The organism is Streptomyces sp. NBC_00984 (genome assembly GCF_045162475.1).
Lineage (GTDB): Bacteria > Actinomycetota > Actinomycetes > Streptomycetales > Streptomycetaceae > Streptomyces.
Map to the genome: position 1 here is coordinate 6,569,685 of NZ_CP108734.1, position 17,934 is coordinate 6,587,618.

Sequence of the window (17,934 nt, forward strand, 5' to 3'; positions counted from 1 at the left end):
GGACAGGCCCCTTCGGGTTTCCGCTTGCTCCTTGAGCGCTGCTGCTACTTCAGCGAGGAGACGAACGCGCCCCAGGCCGCGGCCTGGACGACGAGCGCCGGGCCGGCGGGATTCTTGCTGTCGCGTACGGGGACGACGCCGGGGAAGTCGTCGCTGATCTCGACGCATTCGCCCCCATTGGAATTGCTGTAGCTGCTGCTGCGCCAGTGGGCGGTGCTCAGCTCGGGGGAGTGGGTCATGGTCGGTAGCCCTCCATCGCGGTCCGGATCAGTTCCGCCGACTCGGCCAAGGGGAGGGAGTTGGCGCGCAGTACCTCGTACTGCCGCCGCCACTTCTTCACCGCGGCCGGATCCTCGTAGAGATGACCGGCCTGAATGCCCTCCTCGTACGCCACCGAAGTGCCGTCGGGCAGGGTCAGCAGAGTCAGCGCGCCACCCAGGAGCGAGTGGAGTCCCGCACCGAACGGCATCACCTGAACTTTACTGTCCGGAGTATCCACCTGCTCCAGCAGCGAAGCCAGTTGCTCACGCATGCAGGCCGGACTGCCCATCTGCCGTCGCAGCACGGCCTCGTCGACGATCGCCCACCGGAGCGGCGGATTCTCCGAACGCTGCCGCTCCTGCCGCGACATGCGCGCGGTGACGCGTTCCTCGACCTGTTCGGCGCTCAGGTCCTCCTGGCAACGGAGAAACGTGCGCGCGTACTCCTCGGTCTGCAACAGCCCCGGCAGCGCCTGCGCGCCGTACTGCTCTATCACCTCGGACCGGAACTCGAAGTCCATGTACCGCTGGTACTGGTCGGGGTGGATCTCGCGTCGGGCGAGCTCGTACAGCCCGTGGAAGTGGTCATCCGTCCCGAAGGCCATGTCCAGTCGGCTGGGAATGTCCGGCGGCGGCATCAGGTCGGCCGTCTCGATCCGGGCCAGCGTGCTCTTGCTGGAGTTCACGATGTCCGCGAGCTGCACGAGCGACAGGCCCGCCCGCTCGCGGTGGCGGCGTTGCTCGGAGCCGAAGTAGTGGCGGGCGGACAGATAGGGGCTGAGTGGCTGGGGCTTGAACGTCACGGTGCGTGCCTTTCGTGTGTCCCGTTCCCAAGGCCGGGACAGCGGCGCCCTGTTGGGGCGAGGTTCCCCAGGGCGACGATTGCGGCACACACCGTAACCACCCTCTCGTGCGGTGCGCCAGAGGGCCTGCTCCGGAGGTAGCGACCGACATGATGTTCGACGGACAGGGCCGGGCCCTGCGACTGCTCCCGTGGACCAACGAGCGCGGCGGCCCGTGCTGGCTGAGCACGGCGGACCCGGACAGCCGCCTCTCCCGGATGGCCGACGAACTGGAGACCGACCTGATCGCCTCGGCCGCGTACGTACTGGAGCAGGCCCGGGAGCTGTTGGCGCAGACCGCGGTGGGGGAGCGGGAGCTACGGTTCGCGGGCACCCGGCTCGCCGAGTCGCTGGGGGACACCCTGCGGATCGCGGAGAGCCGGGGCAGGCGGTTGGCGAGCGTCGGGAACGACGGCTGAGGAGGCCGGCTGGTCGGCGTCAGGCGGCTCCGCTGAGGGCCTGGACGATGCGGAGCCACGTCTCGCCGTGCGGGTGGGCGTGCCGGACGCTGAGGGCGAGGATCTCCCTCAGCAGCCGGCCACGGGTCTCCTCGGGTGCGCGGGGGAGGAGCGTGGCCAGCTCGTCCGGTTCGACGCCCTCGACGGCTCCGGCGAGCACCATGCCCGCCTGGGCGTGGGTGAGGGAGGACAGCCTGTCGTCGAAGACCTGCCCCTCGACGGCCGCCGCGTGCAGCAGCGCGTTGCCGTCCCCGGCCGCCAACGCCCTTTCCACGTACGCCTGGAGGGCGTCGCGGTCCTCGACGAGGCGGTACGCGGCGTCCAGTCCTTCGGTGCGGGTGACATCGAGGAGGGCGACGTGCGCGAGCGGGGTGGCCTCGGACGGCTGGGCCTGGAGGATGCGGGGGTGGTCCTGGAGGAAGACCCGTGACTCCGCCCAGGTGGCGCACTCCACCCACTCCGCCACCTGTTCCGCGAGGATCAGCGGATCGTAGGCGGCGGTCACGCCGTGGACGAGCACGGCCTCGCGGAGCGCGGCGTGCCGCTGTGCGGTGCGGGGGCCCAGGAGTGCCAGTTCTTCGAGCGCTGCCGCTGTCTCCTCGCCGCTGAGCACTTCCGCGTTCCGGGACCAGACATCGCGTGACTGGGGCCAGTTGGCCGCGAACATCCAGGAACTGACGAGGTCCAGCGTCTCCGGCGACAGGGCGAGCCAGGCCGGCGCGGGGGCGAAGGTCTCTTCTTCCCACGCGGTGCGGACGGCCTCGGTGTCGCTGAAGGCGCGAAGCGCCCGCCGGGCCCGTACGGTCACGGGGTCCGCGCCGCCGGCCGGCGCGGAGTCCCCATCGAGGAAGGCCACGAGCCCGCGTACGCCGATCAAGGCCTGGGGATCGGGACAGTCCAGCAGGAAAACACTCCGCTCGACACCGAGACGCCGGGCGGTCGCGGGGTGGGCGGCGGCGAACTCCTCCACGACCTCGTCGAATTCCCGGATCGCCGACGCGCGGTCGTCGGTGCGGACGAGAGCCTGGGCCAGGTTGGCGAGAGCGGCGACCAGGGCGTTCTCGAAGGCACCGGGGTCCTCCAGCGCCAGAGTCCGGTAGGCGGCGACCGCTTCCTCTGCCGTGCTCACGGCTCCTTCGGCGTCCTGGTTCCGCCCCAGGTGCCTGCTGAGATTCTGCAGGGCAAGAGCCAGATGAGGGAGGAAGGCGCTGCTCGGTTCGTCGACGAGTCCGCGCAGGAGACGGACGCCCTCCCTGGCCGGCGCCAGGGCTTCCTTCCGGCTGCCGGTATCGGCGAGGTTCTGTGCCAGAGTGCCGAGTGCGCCCGCGAGAGCGACGCGGAAGTCGGGCTGGCGTTCGGCGGTTTCACGGTGGAGAACGACAGCTTCCTCCGCTGCTCGCAGTCCCGCCGCCGGATCTCCCGCCTTGTTCAGGTGAGCGGCCAGGTTGGTGAGTGCGGTGGCCAGCTCCTGCCGGAAGACGGCGGGCTGCTGTGCGGCGAGTGCGCGGCGGATGGAGACGGCTTCCCGACCCGCTGCGAGCGCCCCCGAAACATCGCCCAGGGCCGCGCGATGGTTGCCGAGGTTGCTGAGGGCTGTCGCGAACCCGGGGAGAAAGGCGTTCGGATCCTCGGCGGCCAGGCGCCGGTAGACATCGGTCGCTTCCTCGGAGTGGAGCAGGGCTGTCGCAGGCTCACCCGCGGAGACGTGGTGCGTGGCAAGGTCGTTGAGCATCGAGGCCAGGCCAGGGAGGGACGCTGTCGGCCGGTCCCCGGCCAGTTCGCGCTGGATGCGAACAGCCTCCCGCGCGAACAGCACCGCTGCCGCAGGGTCTCCCGCGGCGGCCGTCTTGTTGGCCAAGGAGGTCAGGGACCGGGCGAGATCCGGCTGGAAGGCGTCCGGGTGCTGTGAAGCGAGCCTGGCGTGCATGCGCGCCGCCTCCCGCGCCGGAGCGAGCGCGCCCTCGCGGTCCCCGATGTCGGAGAACCTGTCCGCCAGGTTGTGCAGGGCGCCCGCCAACTGCGCCTGGAAGGCGGCCGGATGACGCGCAACGAGTTCCCGGCAGATCTCCACGGCCTCCTGCGCGGGCGCGAGGCACCCTGCGAGGTCACCGACGTCCTCGCGGTGCACGGACAGATTGGTCAGGGAGCCTGCCAGGGCGGACCGCAGGACGGCGGGGTGACGTTCGGCCACCTTCCGGTTGACCTGGACCGCTCGCTCCGCGTGAGGAAGGGCTTCCGCGTGGCTCCGGGTGGCCCTGAGGCTGCCGGCCAGAATGGTCAGGGCGGCGGCGAGGCCGACCAGGAACTCGTCGGGGTGTGACGCGGCCAGCTCGGTGTGGATCTCCACGGCCTCCTGCGCGGGTGGTACGGCGGCCCGGCGTTCCCCGACGGCTGCGAGGCTCACCGCCAGGTCGGTCAGCGCGGCGGCGAGGCCGGGGCGGAACGCCGCCGGCGTACGTGCGGCGAGCTGCCGGTAGATGCCGACGGCGTCCCGCGTGAGTGCGAGCGCCCCCTCGTGGTCCCCGATGGCGTGGAGGCGCCGGCCGAGAGTGCCGAGGGCGAGAGCCAGGCCGGGGAGGGCCGCGCTCCCTCCCGCGTCGGCAAGGCTCCGTTGGAGCGTGACCGCTTCGCGCGCCGGCGTCAGCGCCCCTTCATGGTCGCCGACGGCGGCGTATCGGTTGGCGACGTTGACGAGCGTGCGTACCACCGCCGTCGTGCAGGACCCGGGAGCGACGTGCTCCAGCGCCTTGTACAGGGTGACGGCCTCCCGCGCGTGGGCCAGCGCACCGTCCAGATCCCCTTCCGCCCCGAGCCGCTCGGAGAAGTACCACAACGCCTGGGCCAGAAACGGCGCCGCGCCCGCCCCGACCCGCTCCACCAGCCCCCGCAGCATCCCGATCCCCGGCGCACCCGCCCGCGCCGCGTGCCGCGCCAGCCCGCGCACCACGTACGGATCGACCGCGCCCCAGTCGCCGCCCACCGCTCGCCGCTCGACGTGCGCGATGAGCGCGGCCGCCGCCACCTCTCCGGCCTCGGAACCCCCCGGCCCCTCCCGGTCCGCGAGATGTGACACGAACTCGCGGTGGTACAGGCGGTACACCGCCTGCCCGTCCTCGGCGTCCTCGACGATGTAGCGGCCGTAGGCGGACAGCACCCAGTCCACGTCGCTCTCGTCGTACGACACGTCACCGCCGCCCAGCGCTCCGGCGACCTCCTCCCACACGCCCCCGGCAGGCATGCCGCGCCCGACCGTCCACGCCAGCGCGGTCAGCAGATCCCGCGCGGCGGACGGCAGTTCGGTGCCGTCCGCCAGGACCCGTACCGGCCCCGCCCGCAAGTCCTCCTCGAACGCGGCCTCGATGGAGCCCGGCAGACCGGCCGGCCACTGGTCCTCCTCGGCGACACGACCCCCCGCCAGCAGCGAGCCCGTCACCAGCCGCGCGAAGAGGAACCCGCCGCCCACCGCCGTGGCACGCGCCGCGACCGCGTCGCCCGCCTCCCGCGCCCGGTCCTCCGGGACACCGGCCGCCGCGCACCGGCGGAACACGTACTCACCGATGTCCTCCCGCGTGTGCGGCTCCTGCTCCAGGTCCGCGGTGGTGACGCCCGCGCCGATCAGCCGGGCCAGGGCGTCCGGCAGCGTCTCGTCCCCGCGCCCTTCCTCCGCCAGGCGGCTGCGGAACGCCCGGTCGCGGGAGCCGAGCAGGAGCGGGACCGTCCGGCTGAGCGGGAAGACCAGCTCCTCGATCACGGCGCGGAGGTGCTCGGCGGGTACTTCGTCCAGGCCGTCGAGCACCAGCACCGGCTGCGGGGACAACTCACGGAGCTCGCCCCGGAAGTCGTCCGCGTTGCGGGGTTCCGGCAGCCCGAGTTGCCGGGCCAGCTCCGAGGCCGCCTGGAGAGGGCTCAGGCCTCGCAGATGCACGGAGGCGAGGGAGCGGTCGGGGCGCGGGCCCGGGTCGCCCTCGCGCAGGCCCCCGTGCGCCTCGGTCTCCTTCCGCCGCACGGGATCGGTGAGCGTCGCGATCCGGCCCAGCACGGCCGACTTGCCGCAGCCCGCCGGGCCGGTCACCAGGAAGAGCCCGGCCTCGCCCGCCTCCAGCCACGCGGCGATCCGGCCCAGCACCTCCTTCCGGCCCGTGAAGAACCAGCCCTCCTCGCGGTACCCGACCCCGCGCGCCGCGAGCACCAGGTGCTCCACCAGCCGGGCGGGGGCCCCGGGCACATGGCGCGGGTTGGGGAAGACCGGCCGCCCGGTGCCGAGGGTGGCGGGCACCGGTGTCTGCCCCTCGCCGCGCCATCGCTCGTCCAGCGCGGCCAGCAGGTCCGGGCCGCTGACCAACGCGTTGTGGGCGCTCCACACCGAGCGGTACCCGGTAGTGGCGGGGCCGGCCTTCAACACCTCCGCCAACGCGGTGAGCAGAGGGCCGCTGCCGTCCGACGTCTCGTTGCGCCGACAGCTCGCCATGATCCCGAACCACTTGACCTGGCCGGGCGGCGTGGATGTGGCCTCCCAACGCCGCAGCGCCTTCTCCAGGCCCCGGCCCACCGCGTCTCCCGCGTGGCAGGTGTCGATGATCACCAGGATCTGGTCCGCGCCCGAGGCCACCGCATGGTTGACCAGCCTCTCGGTCGAGACGCCACGGTCTTCTGCGCCTGCCGAGACCGTGGCGTCGTCGTCGAGGTGGAGGTCCGACAGCGCGAGGCGCAGTTCGCCGTCGATCAGCACCCCGTGCCCCGACCAGACGATGATCGCGGGCTTCGCCGCCCCCGTCTCCCGCCAGTTCCTGCTCCACGCGGGCAGGGCCTCGTCGAAGGCCGCCCAGGACGGGTTCCCGCCGCCCACCACATGCGCCGCGATCCCCAGGCCCTCCAGCAGTCCGGCGATCTCCTCCATCCGGGCCACCGCCCCGGTCAGCCAGGGAAAGCTCCGCCGGTCGGCGTACTCCTCGCACGCCACGCACAGCGCCGTCCCCACCGGCTCGCGTCCGTCGCCGCCCGTCACGCCCGTCTCACGCACCATCGCCCGCCCCGCCCTCCAGTACCAGCACCAGCGCGGTCATCACGACATGGCCCGCGTTCCCCGTACTCACCCGCACCCGGTGCGGCCCGGCCGGCAGCCCGGCCAGGCGCGCCACGTAACGGCCCCCGCCCAGGTTGTTCAGCGTCCGCACCGGTCCGCCCTCGGCCGCCGCGAAGACGGCCACCCGGTCGTGGCCCCGTATGTCCGGCGGGACCGTGGCCCGCAGCTCGTACACCTCGCCCCCGGTGATCGTGTCCGGGGCGTCCACCACCAGGGGGATACTCGCGTCCTCCGGGCCCCGGTGGACCGGCGGGTCCGGGGTGAGCCAGTTGTAGAGGGCCTGCCGCAGCGCCGTGTTGTTCTGGAGCGAGCCGTGCTTCTCCCAGGGCGTGTACGCGGGCCGCCCCGCCGGCCCCACATGGGCGCTGGAGAGCCTCGGTACGCGGCCGTCGCCGCCCTCGTCGTCCCCGTCGATCGTGAGCAGCCCGGTCAGCTTCTCGCCCTGGATCTCGGCGGTGGTCGGGGTCGGCTGGAGCACCCCGCTGATCGGTACGTACTCCACTCCGTACGCCGCCCCCGCCCCGGACTCCCGCAGTGCCTCGTGGAAGAAGGCGGCGTCCTTGAGCAGTGCCGCGTCGGTCCCGGGCAGGCCGGTCACCTCACGGGCGTGTCGCAGCGGCTCGCCCGGCGCGGTGATCAGCGCGGCGTAGTCGGGGACGAGCTGGTGGAGGGAGGGAAGGCCGCGGGCGAACGCGGTGAGGCCGATACCGGCCGGGCCCACCCCGTTGACCAAGGAGAGCAGGGCGTCCAGGGAGCCCCGGTACGGGGTTCCGAGCGTGATCACGCGGCGCGTCACCTCCGCGCCGCCGCACCGCTCCACGTACTGGCGAGTGACCAGGCCGCCCATCGAGTGGCAGACGAAGACGACCCGGGCCTCCGTCCGCTCCGGCGCCGAGGCTCGCCAGCGGCCGAGCTCCTCGTCCACCCGCCCGGCCAGCCGGTCCGCGTTGTAGCGGCAGGACAGCCGCCAGTCGTAGACGAAGTCGATCAGGTTGGCGGGGGCGTCCGCGTCGTCGTTCCCGCCCCGGCGGCGGAGCGTGAAGTTGTTCTCCAGCCACTCCAGGAAGCCGTCGTAGCCGTCCACGAGCGTCCCGATGCCCAGCAGTCCGTGCAGGTCGCGCATCGGACCGAGCGGGCGCACACCGTCGCCCGGGTGCTCGTCGCCCAGGTCCGGGGGCAGCGCCAGGCCCTTGACGGACCGGCCGAAGGTACGGATCCCGCGGAGGAGGGCCGGGCCCGAGAGGCCCCAGACCTCGTGTCCGTCCGCGTCCGCCAGCCGACTGCCGAGAATGCCCGGGACGACGACCACCATGTCATCGACCCGGCTGCGAGACGTCATATGGCGCCGTACCCCCGTGAATGTGCGCTGCTGCCGTGGATAAAGCAGCGTAATTACGGAGAGGGCTGTTCGAGTGCCATATGGAGGAAAGCGGCCCACTCGGGACGTTCCGTGCCTGTACACGAGCGAAAGGCCCCGGCACCTCGAATCCGCCCTCGGTGCCGGGGCCTTCCTGCATGCCGGGGTTCCTACGGCAGCGCCAGCATCCGCTCCAGCGCGAGCTTCGCGTACTTCTCCGTCTCCGGGTCGACCTCGATCCGGTTGACCAGGTTGCCCTCGGCCAGCGACTCCAGCGCCCACACCAGGTGCGGCAGGTCGATGCGGTTCATCGTCGAGCAGAAGCAGACCGTCTTGTCGAGGAAGACGATCTCCTTGTCCTCGGCCGCGAACCGGTTCGCCAGGCGGCGCACCAGGTTCAGCTCGGTGCCGATCGCCCACTTCGAGCCGGCCGGGGCCGCCTCCAGGGCCTTGATGATGTACTCCGTCGAGCCGACGTAGTCCGCCGCCGCCACGACCTCGTGCTTGCACTCGGGGTGCACCAGGACGTTGACGCCCGGTATCCGCTCGCGGACGTCATTGACGGACTCGACCGAGAAGCGGCCGTGCACCGAGCAGTGCCCGCGCCACAGGATCATCTTCGCGTCGCGCAGCTCCTCGGCGGTCAGGCCGCCGTTCGGCTTGTGCGGGTTGTAGAGGACGCAGTCCTCCAGCGACATCCCCATGTCCCGGACCGCGGTGTTCCGGCCCAGGTGCTGGTCGGGCAGGAAGAGGACCTTGGCTGCCGAGGGCTCCCTCTGCTCGAAGGCCCACTCCAGCGCCCGCTTCGCATTGGACGAGGTGCAGATCGTGCCGCCGTGCCGCCCGGTGAAGGCCTTGATGTCGGCGGAGGAGTTCATGTACGACACGGGCACGACCTGCTCGGCGACCCCGGCCTCGGTCAGCACGTCCCAGCACTCGGCGACCTGCTCGGCGGTGGCCATGTCGGCCATGGAGCAGCCCGCCGCCAGGTCCGGCAGCACGACCTTCTGGTTGTCGGTGGTCAGGATGTCCGCGGACTCGGCCATGAAGTGCACGCCGCAGAAGACGATGTACTCGGCCTCCGGCCGCGCGGCCGCGTCCCGGGCGAGCTTGAACGAGTCGCCGGTGACATCGGCGAACTGGATGACCTCGTCGCGCTGGTAGTGGTGGCCGAGGACGAACACCTTGTCCCCGAGCTTCGCCTTGGCCGCACGGGCACGCTCCACCAGGTCCGGGTCGGACGGGGATGGCAGGTCGCCGGGACACTCGACGCCGCGCTCGCTCCTCGGGTCGGCCTCACGGCCGAGCAGGAGCAGGGCGAGGGGCGTCGGCTGGACGTCGAGATCCTGGACGGGGTGGGCCGTGGTCACGTCACGCACCCTTTCTTCTCTGCTGAAAGCTTCTGCGAAAAGCTTCCGCGAAGCCTTTTCGTCTAATTGACGCTATCTATCATATCCGGTTCACGTCACTTTGACGATGGCCATAGTGTCGATGTGACGCATCCCCCCGGCCGACCGGTGTGCGAGCATGATTGGAACAGGCAAGCGCTCGGCCCGGAATGAATCCGCGGTCCCGACGGTTGCAACGTCGGCAAGCAGTCTCCGTACAACCCGGGAGAGAAGCAGATGTCCGTATCGGACGAGACCACCACCGTGAGCGACGGCATCCTCCTGTCCGACGCCGCCGCAGCCAAGGTCAAGGGCCTGCTGGAGCAGGAAGGCCGTGACGACCTGGCGCTGCGCGTCGCCGTCCAGCCCGGCGGTTGCTCGGGCCTGCGCTACCAGCTCTTCTTCGACGAGCGTTCGCTCGACGGTGACGTCGTGAAGGACTTCGACGGCGTCAAGGTCGTCACCGACCGGATGAGCGCTCCGTACCTGGGCGGCGCCTCCATCGACTTCGTCGACACCATCGAGAAGCAGGGCTTCACGATCGACAACCCCAACGCCACGGGCTCCTGCGCCTGCGGCGACTCCTTCAGCTGAGTCCTGAAGGCGGCGCGCACGCCCGAGGGCGTCGCGCGGAACGGCGCAACGGCGGCGGCCCGGAATCCGGGCCGCCGCCGTCGTCGTGTCCGAGGGTCCGGCGCTCAGCCGCGGGGCACGTCGGCGCCCGACACCGCGTCGACCACCCTCCGGCCGTCGAGCGGCGCGTCGAGCGTCACCTTCCGGGTCAGCTCCTTGGCGATCATGATGCAGACCTTCTTCCCGGGCTGCTTCGACTCCGTCACCCTCACGGCCACCCGGTCCGGGCTCTCGGTCGCGCTCGCGGTGTACGTACTGCACGCCCCGCCCCAGAACGTCACCGACAGGGTCCGCCCGTCGGCGCTGTACGACAGCGACTGCCGGGACTTCTCCGCGTTCCCCGGGGAAGGCGTCGGGGCCGGCGCGGGGGCGGTCGTCGAGGGTGCGTTCTTCGCCAGGTACGACGGGGCCACGGCGACCTGCGACACCGTGGTGCCCAGGCCGCCGGCGGCCGGCCGCACCGAGAACAGCCAGGACGGTACGAGCGTCTGCTTGCCCGCCACGTACTGCGTCGCCAGGCCGAACACCGCCTTCTCGACCGTCACGGTCGTCGTCGGCCGCTCCGCCCCGGTCCGCGCCCCGCAGTGGGCCTTCGGCGTCTTTCGGCCTTCGTCCAGTGGTACGGGGGCGGCGCATCCGCCGATGTCCGCGCGCGCACCCGTGCCGGGCGCCGAACCGTTCAGCTGCTCCAGTGCCTCGGCCGCACCGATCACCGGATAGCTGTCGCCCTTCTCCAGGACCTTCAACTGCCCGCTGCCGCCGACCACTTCACCGTCCGGACCCACCTGGATCCCGGTCGACCAGCCGTACGTGGGAAGGCCGTCCACCTTCGGGTCGGCGTTCACCACCCGTACCGAACCCATGAGTTGGCGGGTGTCCAGCGCGGCGTCGCCCTGGCCCGCCGCCTTCAGCACCGGCGTCGCGGCAGCCCTGGCGGCGCTCTCGCTCACCGGGGAGCCGCTGTCGCCCGGAGCCGGCTGCCCGCCCGAACAGACCGTCGTCTTCCGGCAGTTGTCCGTACCGCCGGAGCCGTACCGGGCGAAGCTCCAGGTGCCCGGAGCCTGCTTCTCCACCCGCAGGACCGGGCCCGAACCGTCGCCGTCGGACCCCACCTTCCAGTACGTGTCCTCCGCCTGCGGCGTGCCCGCCAGCCCCAGCGCCTTCGCCAGCCGGGCCACCTCGGCCGCGGAGACGGTCCCCTCCGCGCGCTGCACGGCGGCCGTGCGCGGCCCCTCGGGCAGCTTGCCGGACGCGCGGTAGACCACCCGGGCGCCGTTCGGATCGGGCTCGCCCGGCGCGATGCCCCGCGGGGGGCCTCCCGGGCTCCCGGGCGCCGTCGGGGTGCCCGCGTGCTTGCCCAGGGCCAGCGGGGGCGGGGTGCGCCGCCCGTCGCCGTCCGCGCTGCCGCCGGACCTGCCGTCGCCGTCGGCCGCGGTCGCCGCCCAGTACGCGCCACCGCCACCGGCCAGCAGTACGGCTGCCGCCACCGAGGCCACGGCGAGCGGCGAACGCCGCCGGGGGCCGGTCACGTCGTTGTCGGGTCGCTCGGTGCTCACCGGATCGCTCCTTCGCCTGCATTGCCGTCACATGCCGTCGCCCGGCCTGTCGTCCGCCCCCGGATCGGGGACAACGATGGGACGGGGCAGCGGTGCGCACGGTTCCCGCAGGTTTCCCGCGCGGGGCGTCAGGCGCGATCGGTACCGGTCTTCGGCGCCGCTCAGTCGCCGTAGTCGGACATGGCGTCGATCAGCCGGGCGGAGGCGGCGGGCACGGTGACCCCGTGAATCCGGGACGGCGCGACCGGAACGGGGGCAGACTTCGGGTGGGCCACCCAGTGCGGAGCCATCCGCGCGCAGTCACCGCGCAGCTCGGCCAGGCTGATCTCGGACTCGCGCGTGGCGATGTGGTTCGACATAACCGCACCGTAGGCACCGCAGGCCACAGGAAGAAAGACCTACTATCGGGTAGTTTTTCCCCCTTCAGGGCGGGTCCGGGGAACCGGTAGCGTGAACTGTCACGCCGCCCCGGGAACACAGTCACCCGTTCCCCCCGATCTCCGCAGGAGCAGTCTCCCCGTGCGAATCGCAGTCACCGGCTCCATCGCCACCGATCACCTCATGACCTTCCCCGGCCGTTTCGCCGACCAGCTGGTCGCGGATCAGCTGCACACGGTCTCGCTCTCCTTCCTGGTCGACAACCTCGACGTGCGCCGGGGCGGTGTCGCCGCCAACATCTGCTTCGGCATGGGCCTGCTGGGCACGGAGCCGATCCTGGTCGGTGCCGCCGGCTCCGACTTCGACGAGTACCGCGCCTGGCTCGACCGCCACGGCGTCGACACCGGGTCGGTCCGGATCTCCGAGGTCCTGCACACCGCCCGCTTCGTCTGCACGACGGATGCCGACCACAACCAGATCGGTTCCTTCTACACCGGTGCGATGAGCGAGGCCCGGCTCATCGAGCTGAAGGCCGTCGCCGACCGGGTCGGCGGCCTCGACCTGGTCTCGATCGGCGCCGACGACCCCGAGGGGATGCTCCGCCACACCGAGGAGTGCCGCTCCCGCGGCATCCCGTTCGCCGCGGACTTCTCGCAGCAGATCGCGCGGATGGACGGCGACGAGATCCGGATCCTCCTGGACGGCGCCACGTACCTCTTCTCCAACGAGTACGAGAAGGGGCTCATCGAGTCCAAGACCGGCTGGACCGACGAGGAGATCCTGGCCAAGGTCGGCCACCGGGTCACCACCCTCGGCGCCCGTGGTGTGCGCATCGAGCGCGCCGGCCAGGAGCCGATCGAGGTCGGCTGCCCGGAGGAGGAGATCAAGGCCGACCCGACCGGCGTCGGCGACGCCTTCCGGGCCGGTTTCCTCTCCGGTCTCGCCTGGGGCGTCGGCCTGGAGCGCGCCGCCCAGGTCGGCTGCATGCTGGCCACCCTGGTCATCGAGACGGTCGGTACCCAGGAGTACACCCTGCGCCGCACCCACTTCATGGACCGCTTCACCAAGGCGTACGGCGACGAGGCCGCCGCCGAGGTCCGCACGCACCTGGGCTGATCCGGCGGACGGGCTCAGACGAGCCGGCGGACCACATAGGCCGAGCCGCGGTCCGCCGGCTCCTCGCCCACGTACTCCTGCTCGCGCATGGCGCACCAGGCCGGGATGTCCAGGCGTGCCGCCTCGTCGTCGGAGAGCACGGTCACCGTCCCGCCCGGCGGTACCTCCCCGATCACCTTTGCGAGCTCGATCACCGGGATCGGGCACCGCTTCCCGAGCGCGTCGACCACCAGGGACGCGGCCGGGGCGGGGGAGGGGGGCACCGCAGCGGGCGCGCCCAGCCTCTGCCGTACCTCCGCCACCACCCGGGGCAGCACGTCCAGGAAGCGGTCGACGTCCTCCCCGGCGGTGCCGTTCGGCAGCGACACCCGTACGTTCCCCTCCGACAGCACTCCCATGGCCCGGAGCACATGGCTCGGCGTCAGCGTGCTGCTGGTGCAGGACGAGCCGGACGACACGGAGAACCCCGCCCGGTCCAGCTCGTGCAGCAGTGTCTCCCCATCGACATAGAGACAGGAGAAGGTCACCAGATGCGGCAGCCGCCGCACCGGGTCGCCGACCACCTCCACATCGGGCACCACCTCCGCCACCGTGGCCCTGATGCGGTCCACCAGGGCCCGCAGCCGTACGGACTCGGCCGCGGCCTCGGCCCGCACGGCGCGCAGCGACGCCGCCGCGGCGACGATCGCCGGAATGTTCTCGAAACCCGCCGCCCGTCCCGACTCCCGCTCGTCGGCCGGTCCTTGAGCGGCGAACCGCACCCCCTTGCGCACCGCCAGCAGCCCGACGCCGGAGGGCCCGCCCCATTTGTGGGCGCTGCCCACCAGCAGCGACCAGCCGTCCGGCACCGGCTCCCGGCCCAGCGACTGCGCGGCGTCCACCAGCAGCGGCACCCCCGCCGCCCGGCAGACCTCCGCGACCCCGGCCACCGGCTGCTCGGTGCCGACCTCGTGATTGGCGGACTGCAGACAGGCCAGCGCGGTGTCCTCGCGCAGCGCGTCCGCGAACGCCGCCGTGCTCACCGCCCCCGACCGGTCCACCGGGACCTCGGAGACCGACCCGCCCTGCGCCTCATGGGCGGCCGCCGAATGGAGCACCGACGAGTGTTCGACCGAGGAGACGACCAGATGGCGGCCGACACGCCGACGTCCCGCGAGAGCCCCGGACATCCCCGAGTGCACCGCCCGGGTCCCCGAAGGGGTGAATGTGAGCTCGTCCGGACGGCATCCGACGGCTTCGGCGGCGGCCTCCCGGGCGGCGTCCAGCAGCAGCCGGGCGCGCCGTCCCTCGCGGTAGAGCCTGGCCGGGTCGGCCCAGCCCTCGTCCAGCGCGGCAAGCAGCGCCTGACGTGCGACGGGGTGCAGGGGAGCGGAGGATGCGGTGTCGAAGTAGGGCACGCGGCCACGCTAGCCCGAACCGGGCCCGGACCCGGGGACGGGCCGCCCGCGAGGGGTCGGGAGAGGGGGCGTCAGATGGCGCTCGGAGGCCCGTATTCCACCCCTTCGAGGAGTCGGGCGGCGCGTTGGGCACCCTCCCCGCGCGACGCCAAATAGCGTCCAGTAGGGTTTGGTCCGCATAAACATCCAAACCCCTGCCCGCGTCAGGGCGGCGACCGACCAGAAAGACGGCCGCGCCGACCGCGCGGGCGAGACTCTCGGGAAGGCGCTACGTGAGTCCCAACGGCTCCGACCGCTCGTCGCGGCGCCCGATGCGGCGGAAGCTGCCGCAGGTGCTGACTGCGGGCCTGATCCTGGCGACCGCAACCGGTTGCACATACAAGGACTTCCCCCGCCTTGGTATGCCCACGCCGGTAACAGAAGAGGCACCACGGATCCTTTCCCTCTGGCAGGGCTCGTGGGCGGCAGCGCTCGCCACGGGTGTGCTGGTCTGGGGCCTGATCCTGTGGAGCGTCATCTTCCACCGGCGCAGCCGCACCAAGGTCGAGGTTCCTCCGCAGACCAGGTACAACATGCCCATCGAGGCGCTGTACACCGTGGTCCCTCTGATCATCGTCTCGGTGTTGTTCTACTTCACCGCGCGCGATGAATCGAAGATCCTTTCGCTCTCTCCGAAGCCCGCCCACACTGTCAACGTGGTCGGCTATCAGTGGAGCTGGGGCTTCAACTACATCGAGAACGTGGACGGCTCGACCGCCACGGGCAACGAGATCCCCAAGGAGCTCGACGCCATCCCCAACCGGTTCCAGAAGGACTTCCCCAAGGGTGCGGAAGGCGTCTACGACTTCGGCGTCCCGGGAACGCGGAACCCGCAGAACGGCAACCCGGGTCCGACCCTGTGGCTGCCGAAGGGCGAGAAGGTCCGCTTCGTTCTGACTTCGCGTGACGTCATCCACTCCTTCTGGGTGGTGCCGTTCCTCATGAAGCAGGACGTCTTTCCGGGCCACACCAACGCCTTCGAGGTGACTCCCAACCAGGAGGGCACCTTCATGGGCAAGTGCGCCGAGCTCTGCGGCGCCGACCACTCCCGGATGCTCTTCAACGTCAAGGTCGTCTCCCCGGAGCGCTACCAGGCGCACCTCAAGGAGCTGGCGAAGAAGGGCCAGACGGGCTACGTGCCGGCCGGCATCGAGCAGACTGACCCGGCCAGGAATGCGGAGACGAACAAACTGTGAGCATCCTCAACGAACCTCAGGGTGCCGCGGCAGCAGACGACTCGTACGAGGACGAGCTGCCGGTCCGGCGGAAGCAGCCGGGAAACGTCGTCATCAAGTGGCTGACCACCACTGACCACAAGACGATCGGCACGATGTACCTGGTCACATCGTTCGCGTTCTTCTGCATCGGCGGTCTGATGGCGCTCTTCATGCGCGCCGAACTGGCCCGTCCCGGCACGCAGATCATGTCGAACGAGCAGTTCAACCAGGCGTTCACGATGCACGGCACGATCATGCTGCTGATGTTCGCGACGCCGCTGTTCGCCGGATTCGCGAACTGGATCATGCCGCTGCAGATCGGCGCGCCCGACGTGGCGTTCCCGCGGCTGAACATGTTCGCGTACTGGCTGTACCTCTTCGGTTCGATCATCGCGGTGGCCGGCTTCCTCACCCCGCAGGGTGCGGCGGACTTCGGCTGGTTCGCCTACTCCCCGCTCTCGGACGCGGTCCGGTCGCCGGGTGTCGGCGCCGACATGTGGATCATGGGGCTGGCCTTCTCCGGCTTCGGCACGATCCTCGGTTCGGTCAACTTCATCACCACGATCATCTGCATGCGCGCTCCCGGCATGACGATGTTCCGCATGCCGATCTTCGTCTGGAACGTCCTGCTGACCGGTGTGCTGGTCCTGCTGGCCTTCCCGGTCCTCGCCGCAGCGCTCTTCGCGCTGGAGGCGGACCGTAAATTCGGAGCGCATGTCTTCGACGCGGCCAATGGCGGCGCATTGCTCTGGCAACACCTCTTCTGGTTCTTCGGCCATCCAGAGGTGTACATCATCGCCTTGCCATTCTTCGGAATCATTTCCGAAGTGATTCCGGTGTTCAGCCGGAAGCCGATGTTCGGCTACATCGGCCTGATCAGCGCGACGATCGCCATCGCGGGCCTCTCCGTGACCGTGTGGGCGCACCACATGTACGTCACGGGCGGTGTGCTGCTGCCGTTCTTCTCGTTCATGACCTTCCTCATCGCGGTACCGACCGGTGTGAAGTTCTTCAACTGGATCGGCACGATGTGGAAGGGGTCGTTGTCCTTCGAGACACCGATGCTCTGGGCCGTCGGCTTCCTGATCACCTTCACCTTCGGTGGTCTGACCGGCGTGATCCTGGCATCGCCCCCGATGGACTTCCACGTGTCGGACTCGTACTTCGTCGTCGCGCACTTCCACTACGTCATCTTCGGCACCGTGGTCTTCGCGATGTTCTCCGGATTCCACTTCTGGTGGCCGAAGTTCACCGGCAAGATGCTGGACGAGCGGCTCGGCAAGATCACGTTCTGGACGCTGTTCGTGGGCTTCCACGGCACGTTCCTGGTGCAGCACTGGCTCGGTGCCGAGGGAATGCCGCGTCGTTACGCGGACTACCTCGCCGCGGACGGCTTCACCGCGCTGAACACGATCTCGACGATCTCCTCGTTCCTGCTCGGCCTGTCGATGCTGCCGTTCTTCTACAACGTGTGGAAGACCGCCAAGTACGGCAAGAAGGTCGAGGTCGACGACCCGTGGGGCTACGGCCGTTCGCTGGAGTGGGCGACTTCCTGCCCGCCGCCGCGGCACAACTTCCTCACCCTGCCGCGGATCCGTTCCGAATCCCCGGCGTTCGACCTGCATCACCCGGAGATCGCGGCGCTCGAGCAGCTGGAGCACCACTCCGAGGATGACAAGGCCCTCGCTGGTGGCAAGGAGGCCGGCAAGTGAAGATCCAGGGCAAGATGTTCATCTGGCTGAGCGTCTTCATCCTCGCCATGGCCGTCACGTACGGCGTGTGGTCGAAGGAGCCGGCCGGTACCACCGCACTCGTCCTGGCCTTCGGGCTGAGCGTCATGATCGGCTTCTACCTGGCCTTCACGGCCCGGCGGGTCGACGCCCTGGCGCAGGACAACAAGGAAGCCGATGTCGCGGACGAGGCCGGCGAGGTGGGGTTCTTCTCCCCGCACAGCTGGCAGCCGCTCTCGCTGGCGATCGGCGGTGCCCTCGCCTTCATGGGAGTCATCTTCGGCTGGTGGCTGCTCTACTTCTCGGCCCCGGTCATCCTGATCGGTCTCTTCGGCTGGGTCTTCGAGTACTACCGCGGTGAGAACCGCACCCAGTGACATCGCGCCACCGCTCCACCTGACGGGGGGCCCGCACTTCTCCACCGAGAGGAGTGCGGGTCCCCCGTTCGCAGTCACACCGCGCGCTGATACGGATGAACTT

14 protein-coding genes are annotated in these 17,934 nt (G+C 70.8%); 6 read left to right on the plus strand and 8 right to left on the minus strand.

Translation table 11 applies throughout. From position 1 onward, the window contains the following. Nucleotides 1-44: 44 nt before the first annotated feature. On the minus strand, nt 45-239 hold the full coding sequence (locus OG520_RS29360; protein ID WP_376219977.1) for a DUF397 domain-containing protein: 195 nt from the start codon (nt 237-239) through the stop codon (nt 45-47). Beyond that, entirely contained in the window at nt 236-1,063 is an 828-nt protein-coding gene (locus tag OG520_RS29365) for a Scr1 family TA system antitoxin-like transcriptional regulator (protein ID WP_406015184.1), read from the minus strand. Before OG520_RS29365 ends, OG520_RS29360 begins: the two co-directional genes overlap by 4 nt. Before the next feature lie 149 nt (nt 1,064-1,212). Between OG520_RS29365 and OG520_RS29370 the strand changes: the two genes are divergently transcribed. Then, nucleotides 1,213-1,521, plus strand: a complete 309-nt coding sequence (locus tag OG520_RS29370; RefSeq protein WP_406015185.1) for a hypothetical protein — start codon at nt 1,213-1,215, stop codon at nt 1,519-1,521. A gap of 19 nt (nt 1,522-1,540) precedes the next feature. Here the strand turns inward: OG520_RS29370 and OG520_RS29375 are convergent, their stop codons facing one another. From OG520_RS29375 to nadA, 3 genes are all read right to left on the minus strand, one after another. Beyond that, nucleotides 1,541-6,583 (minus strand): tetratricopeptide repeat protein, encoded by a 5,043-nt coding sequence (locus OG520_RS29375; RefSeq protein WP_406015186.1) that lies wholly within the window; start codon nt 6,581-6,583, stop codon nt 1,541-1,543. Beyond that, nucleotides 6,573-7,982 (minus strand): lipase/acyltransferase domain-containing protein, encoded by a 1,410-nt coding sequence (locus OG520_RS29380; protein ID WP_406015187.1) that lies wholly within the window; start codon nt 7,980-7,982, stop codon nt 6,573-6,575. The genes OG520_RS29375 and OG520_RS29380 overlap by 11 nt, the downstream gene beginning before the upstream one ends. 188 nt (nt 7,983-8,170) lie before the next feature. Further along, nucleotides 8,171-9,379, minus strand: a complete 1,209-nt coding sequence (gene nadA / locus OG520_RS29385; RefSeq protein WP_399326000.1) for a quinolinate synthase NadA — start codon at nt 9,377-9,379, stop codon at nt 8,171-8,173. Nucleotides 9,380-9,625: 246 nt separating this feature from the next. On the opposite strand from nadA, the gene OG520_RS29390 reads away from it, so the two are divergent. Beyond that, nucleotides 9,626-9,982, plus strand: a complete 357-nt coding sequence (locus tag OG520_RS29390; RefSeq protein ID WP_030933606.1) for an iron-sulfur cluster assembly accessory protein — start codon at nt 9,626-9,628, stop codon at nt 9,980-9,982. A 104-nt stretch (nt 9,983-10,086) separates the two neighbouring features. Here OG520_RS29390 and OG520_RS29395 read toward each other — a convergent pair whose 3' ends face one another. Together OG520_RS29395 and OG520_RS29400 are read right to left on the minus strand one after the other, a co-directional pair. Next, nucleotides 10,087-11,577, minus strand: coding sequence for a hypothetical protein (locus tag OG520_RS29395; protein WP_406015188.1), 1,491 nt, complete (start codon nt 11,575-11,577; stop codon nt 10,087-10,089). A gap of 161 nt (nt 11,578-11,738) precedes the next feature. After that, nucleotides 11,739-11,936, minus strand: a complete 198-nt coding sequence (locus OG520_RS29400; RefSeq protein ID WP_266420286.1) for a hypothetical protein — start codon at nt 11,934-11,936, stop codon at nt 11,739-11,741. 160 nt (nt 11,937-12,096) lie between these two features. Here OG520_RS29400 and OG520_RS29405 point away from each other — a divergent pair, with 160 nt between their 5' ends. Continuing rightward, complete coding sequence (locus OG520_RS29405; RefSeq protein WP_266420288.1) at nt 12,097-13,071, plus strand: carbohydrate kinase family protein; 975 nt, start codon at nt 12,097-12,099, stop codon at nt 13,069-13,071. Nucleotides 13,072-13,085: 14 nt separating this feature from the next. Here OG520_RS29405 and OG520_RS29410 read toward each other — a convergent pair whose 3' ends face one another. Next, nucleotides 13,086-14,468 carry a cysteine desulfurase/sulfurtransferase TusA family protein gene (locus tag OG520_RS29410; RefSeq protein WP_399325996.1) on the minus strand — a complete coding sequence of 461 codons (1,383 nt, stop codon included), beginning with the start codon at nt 14,466-14,468 and terminating at the stop codon, nt 13,086-13,088. Between the two features lie 272 nt (nt 14,469-14,740). On the opposite strand from OG520_RS29410, the gene coxB reads away from it, so the two are divergent. The 3 genes from coxB to OG520_RS29425 are packed head-to-tail and all read left to right on the plus strand — an operon-like array spanning nt 14,741 to nt 17,831. Continuing rightward, nucleotides 14,741-15,703: a cytochrome c oxidase subunit II gene (coxB, locus tag OG520_RS29415; RefSeq protein WP_399325994.1), complete on the plus strand. Its 963-nt coding sequence runs from the start codon at nt 14,741-14,743 to the stop codon at nt 15,701-15,703. Next, complete coding sequence (gene ctaD / locus OG520_RS29420; protein ID WP_399325992.1) at nt 15,700-17,436, plus strand: cytochrome c oxidase subunit I; 1,737 nt, start codon at nt 15,700-15,702, stop codon at nt 17,434-17,436. The genes coxB and ctaD overlap by 4 nt, the downstream gene beginning before the upstream one ends. Continuing rightward, nucleotides 17,433-17,831 (plus strand): cytochrome c oxidase subunit 4, encoded by a 399-nt coding sequence (locus tag OG520_RS29425; protein ID WP_399325990.1) that lies wholly within the window; start codon nt 17,433-17,435, stop codon nt 17,829-17,831. The genes ctaD and OG520_RS29425 overlap by 4 nt, the downstream gene beginning before the upstream one ends. Nucleotides 17,832-17,934 lie beyond the last annotated feature (103 nt).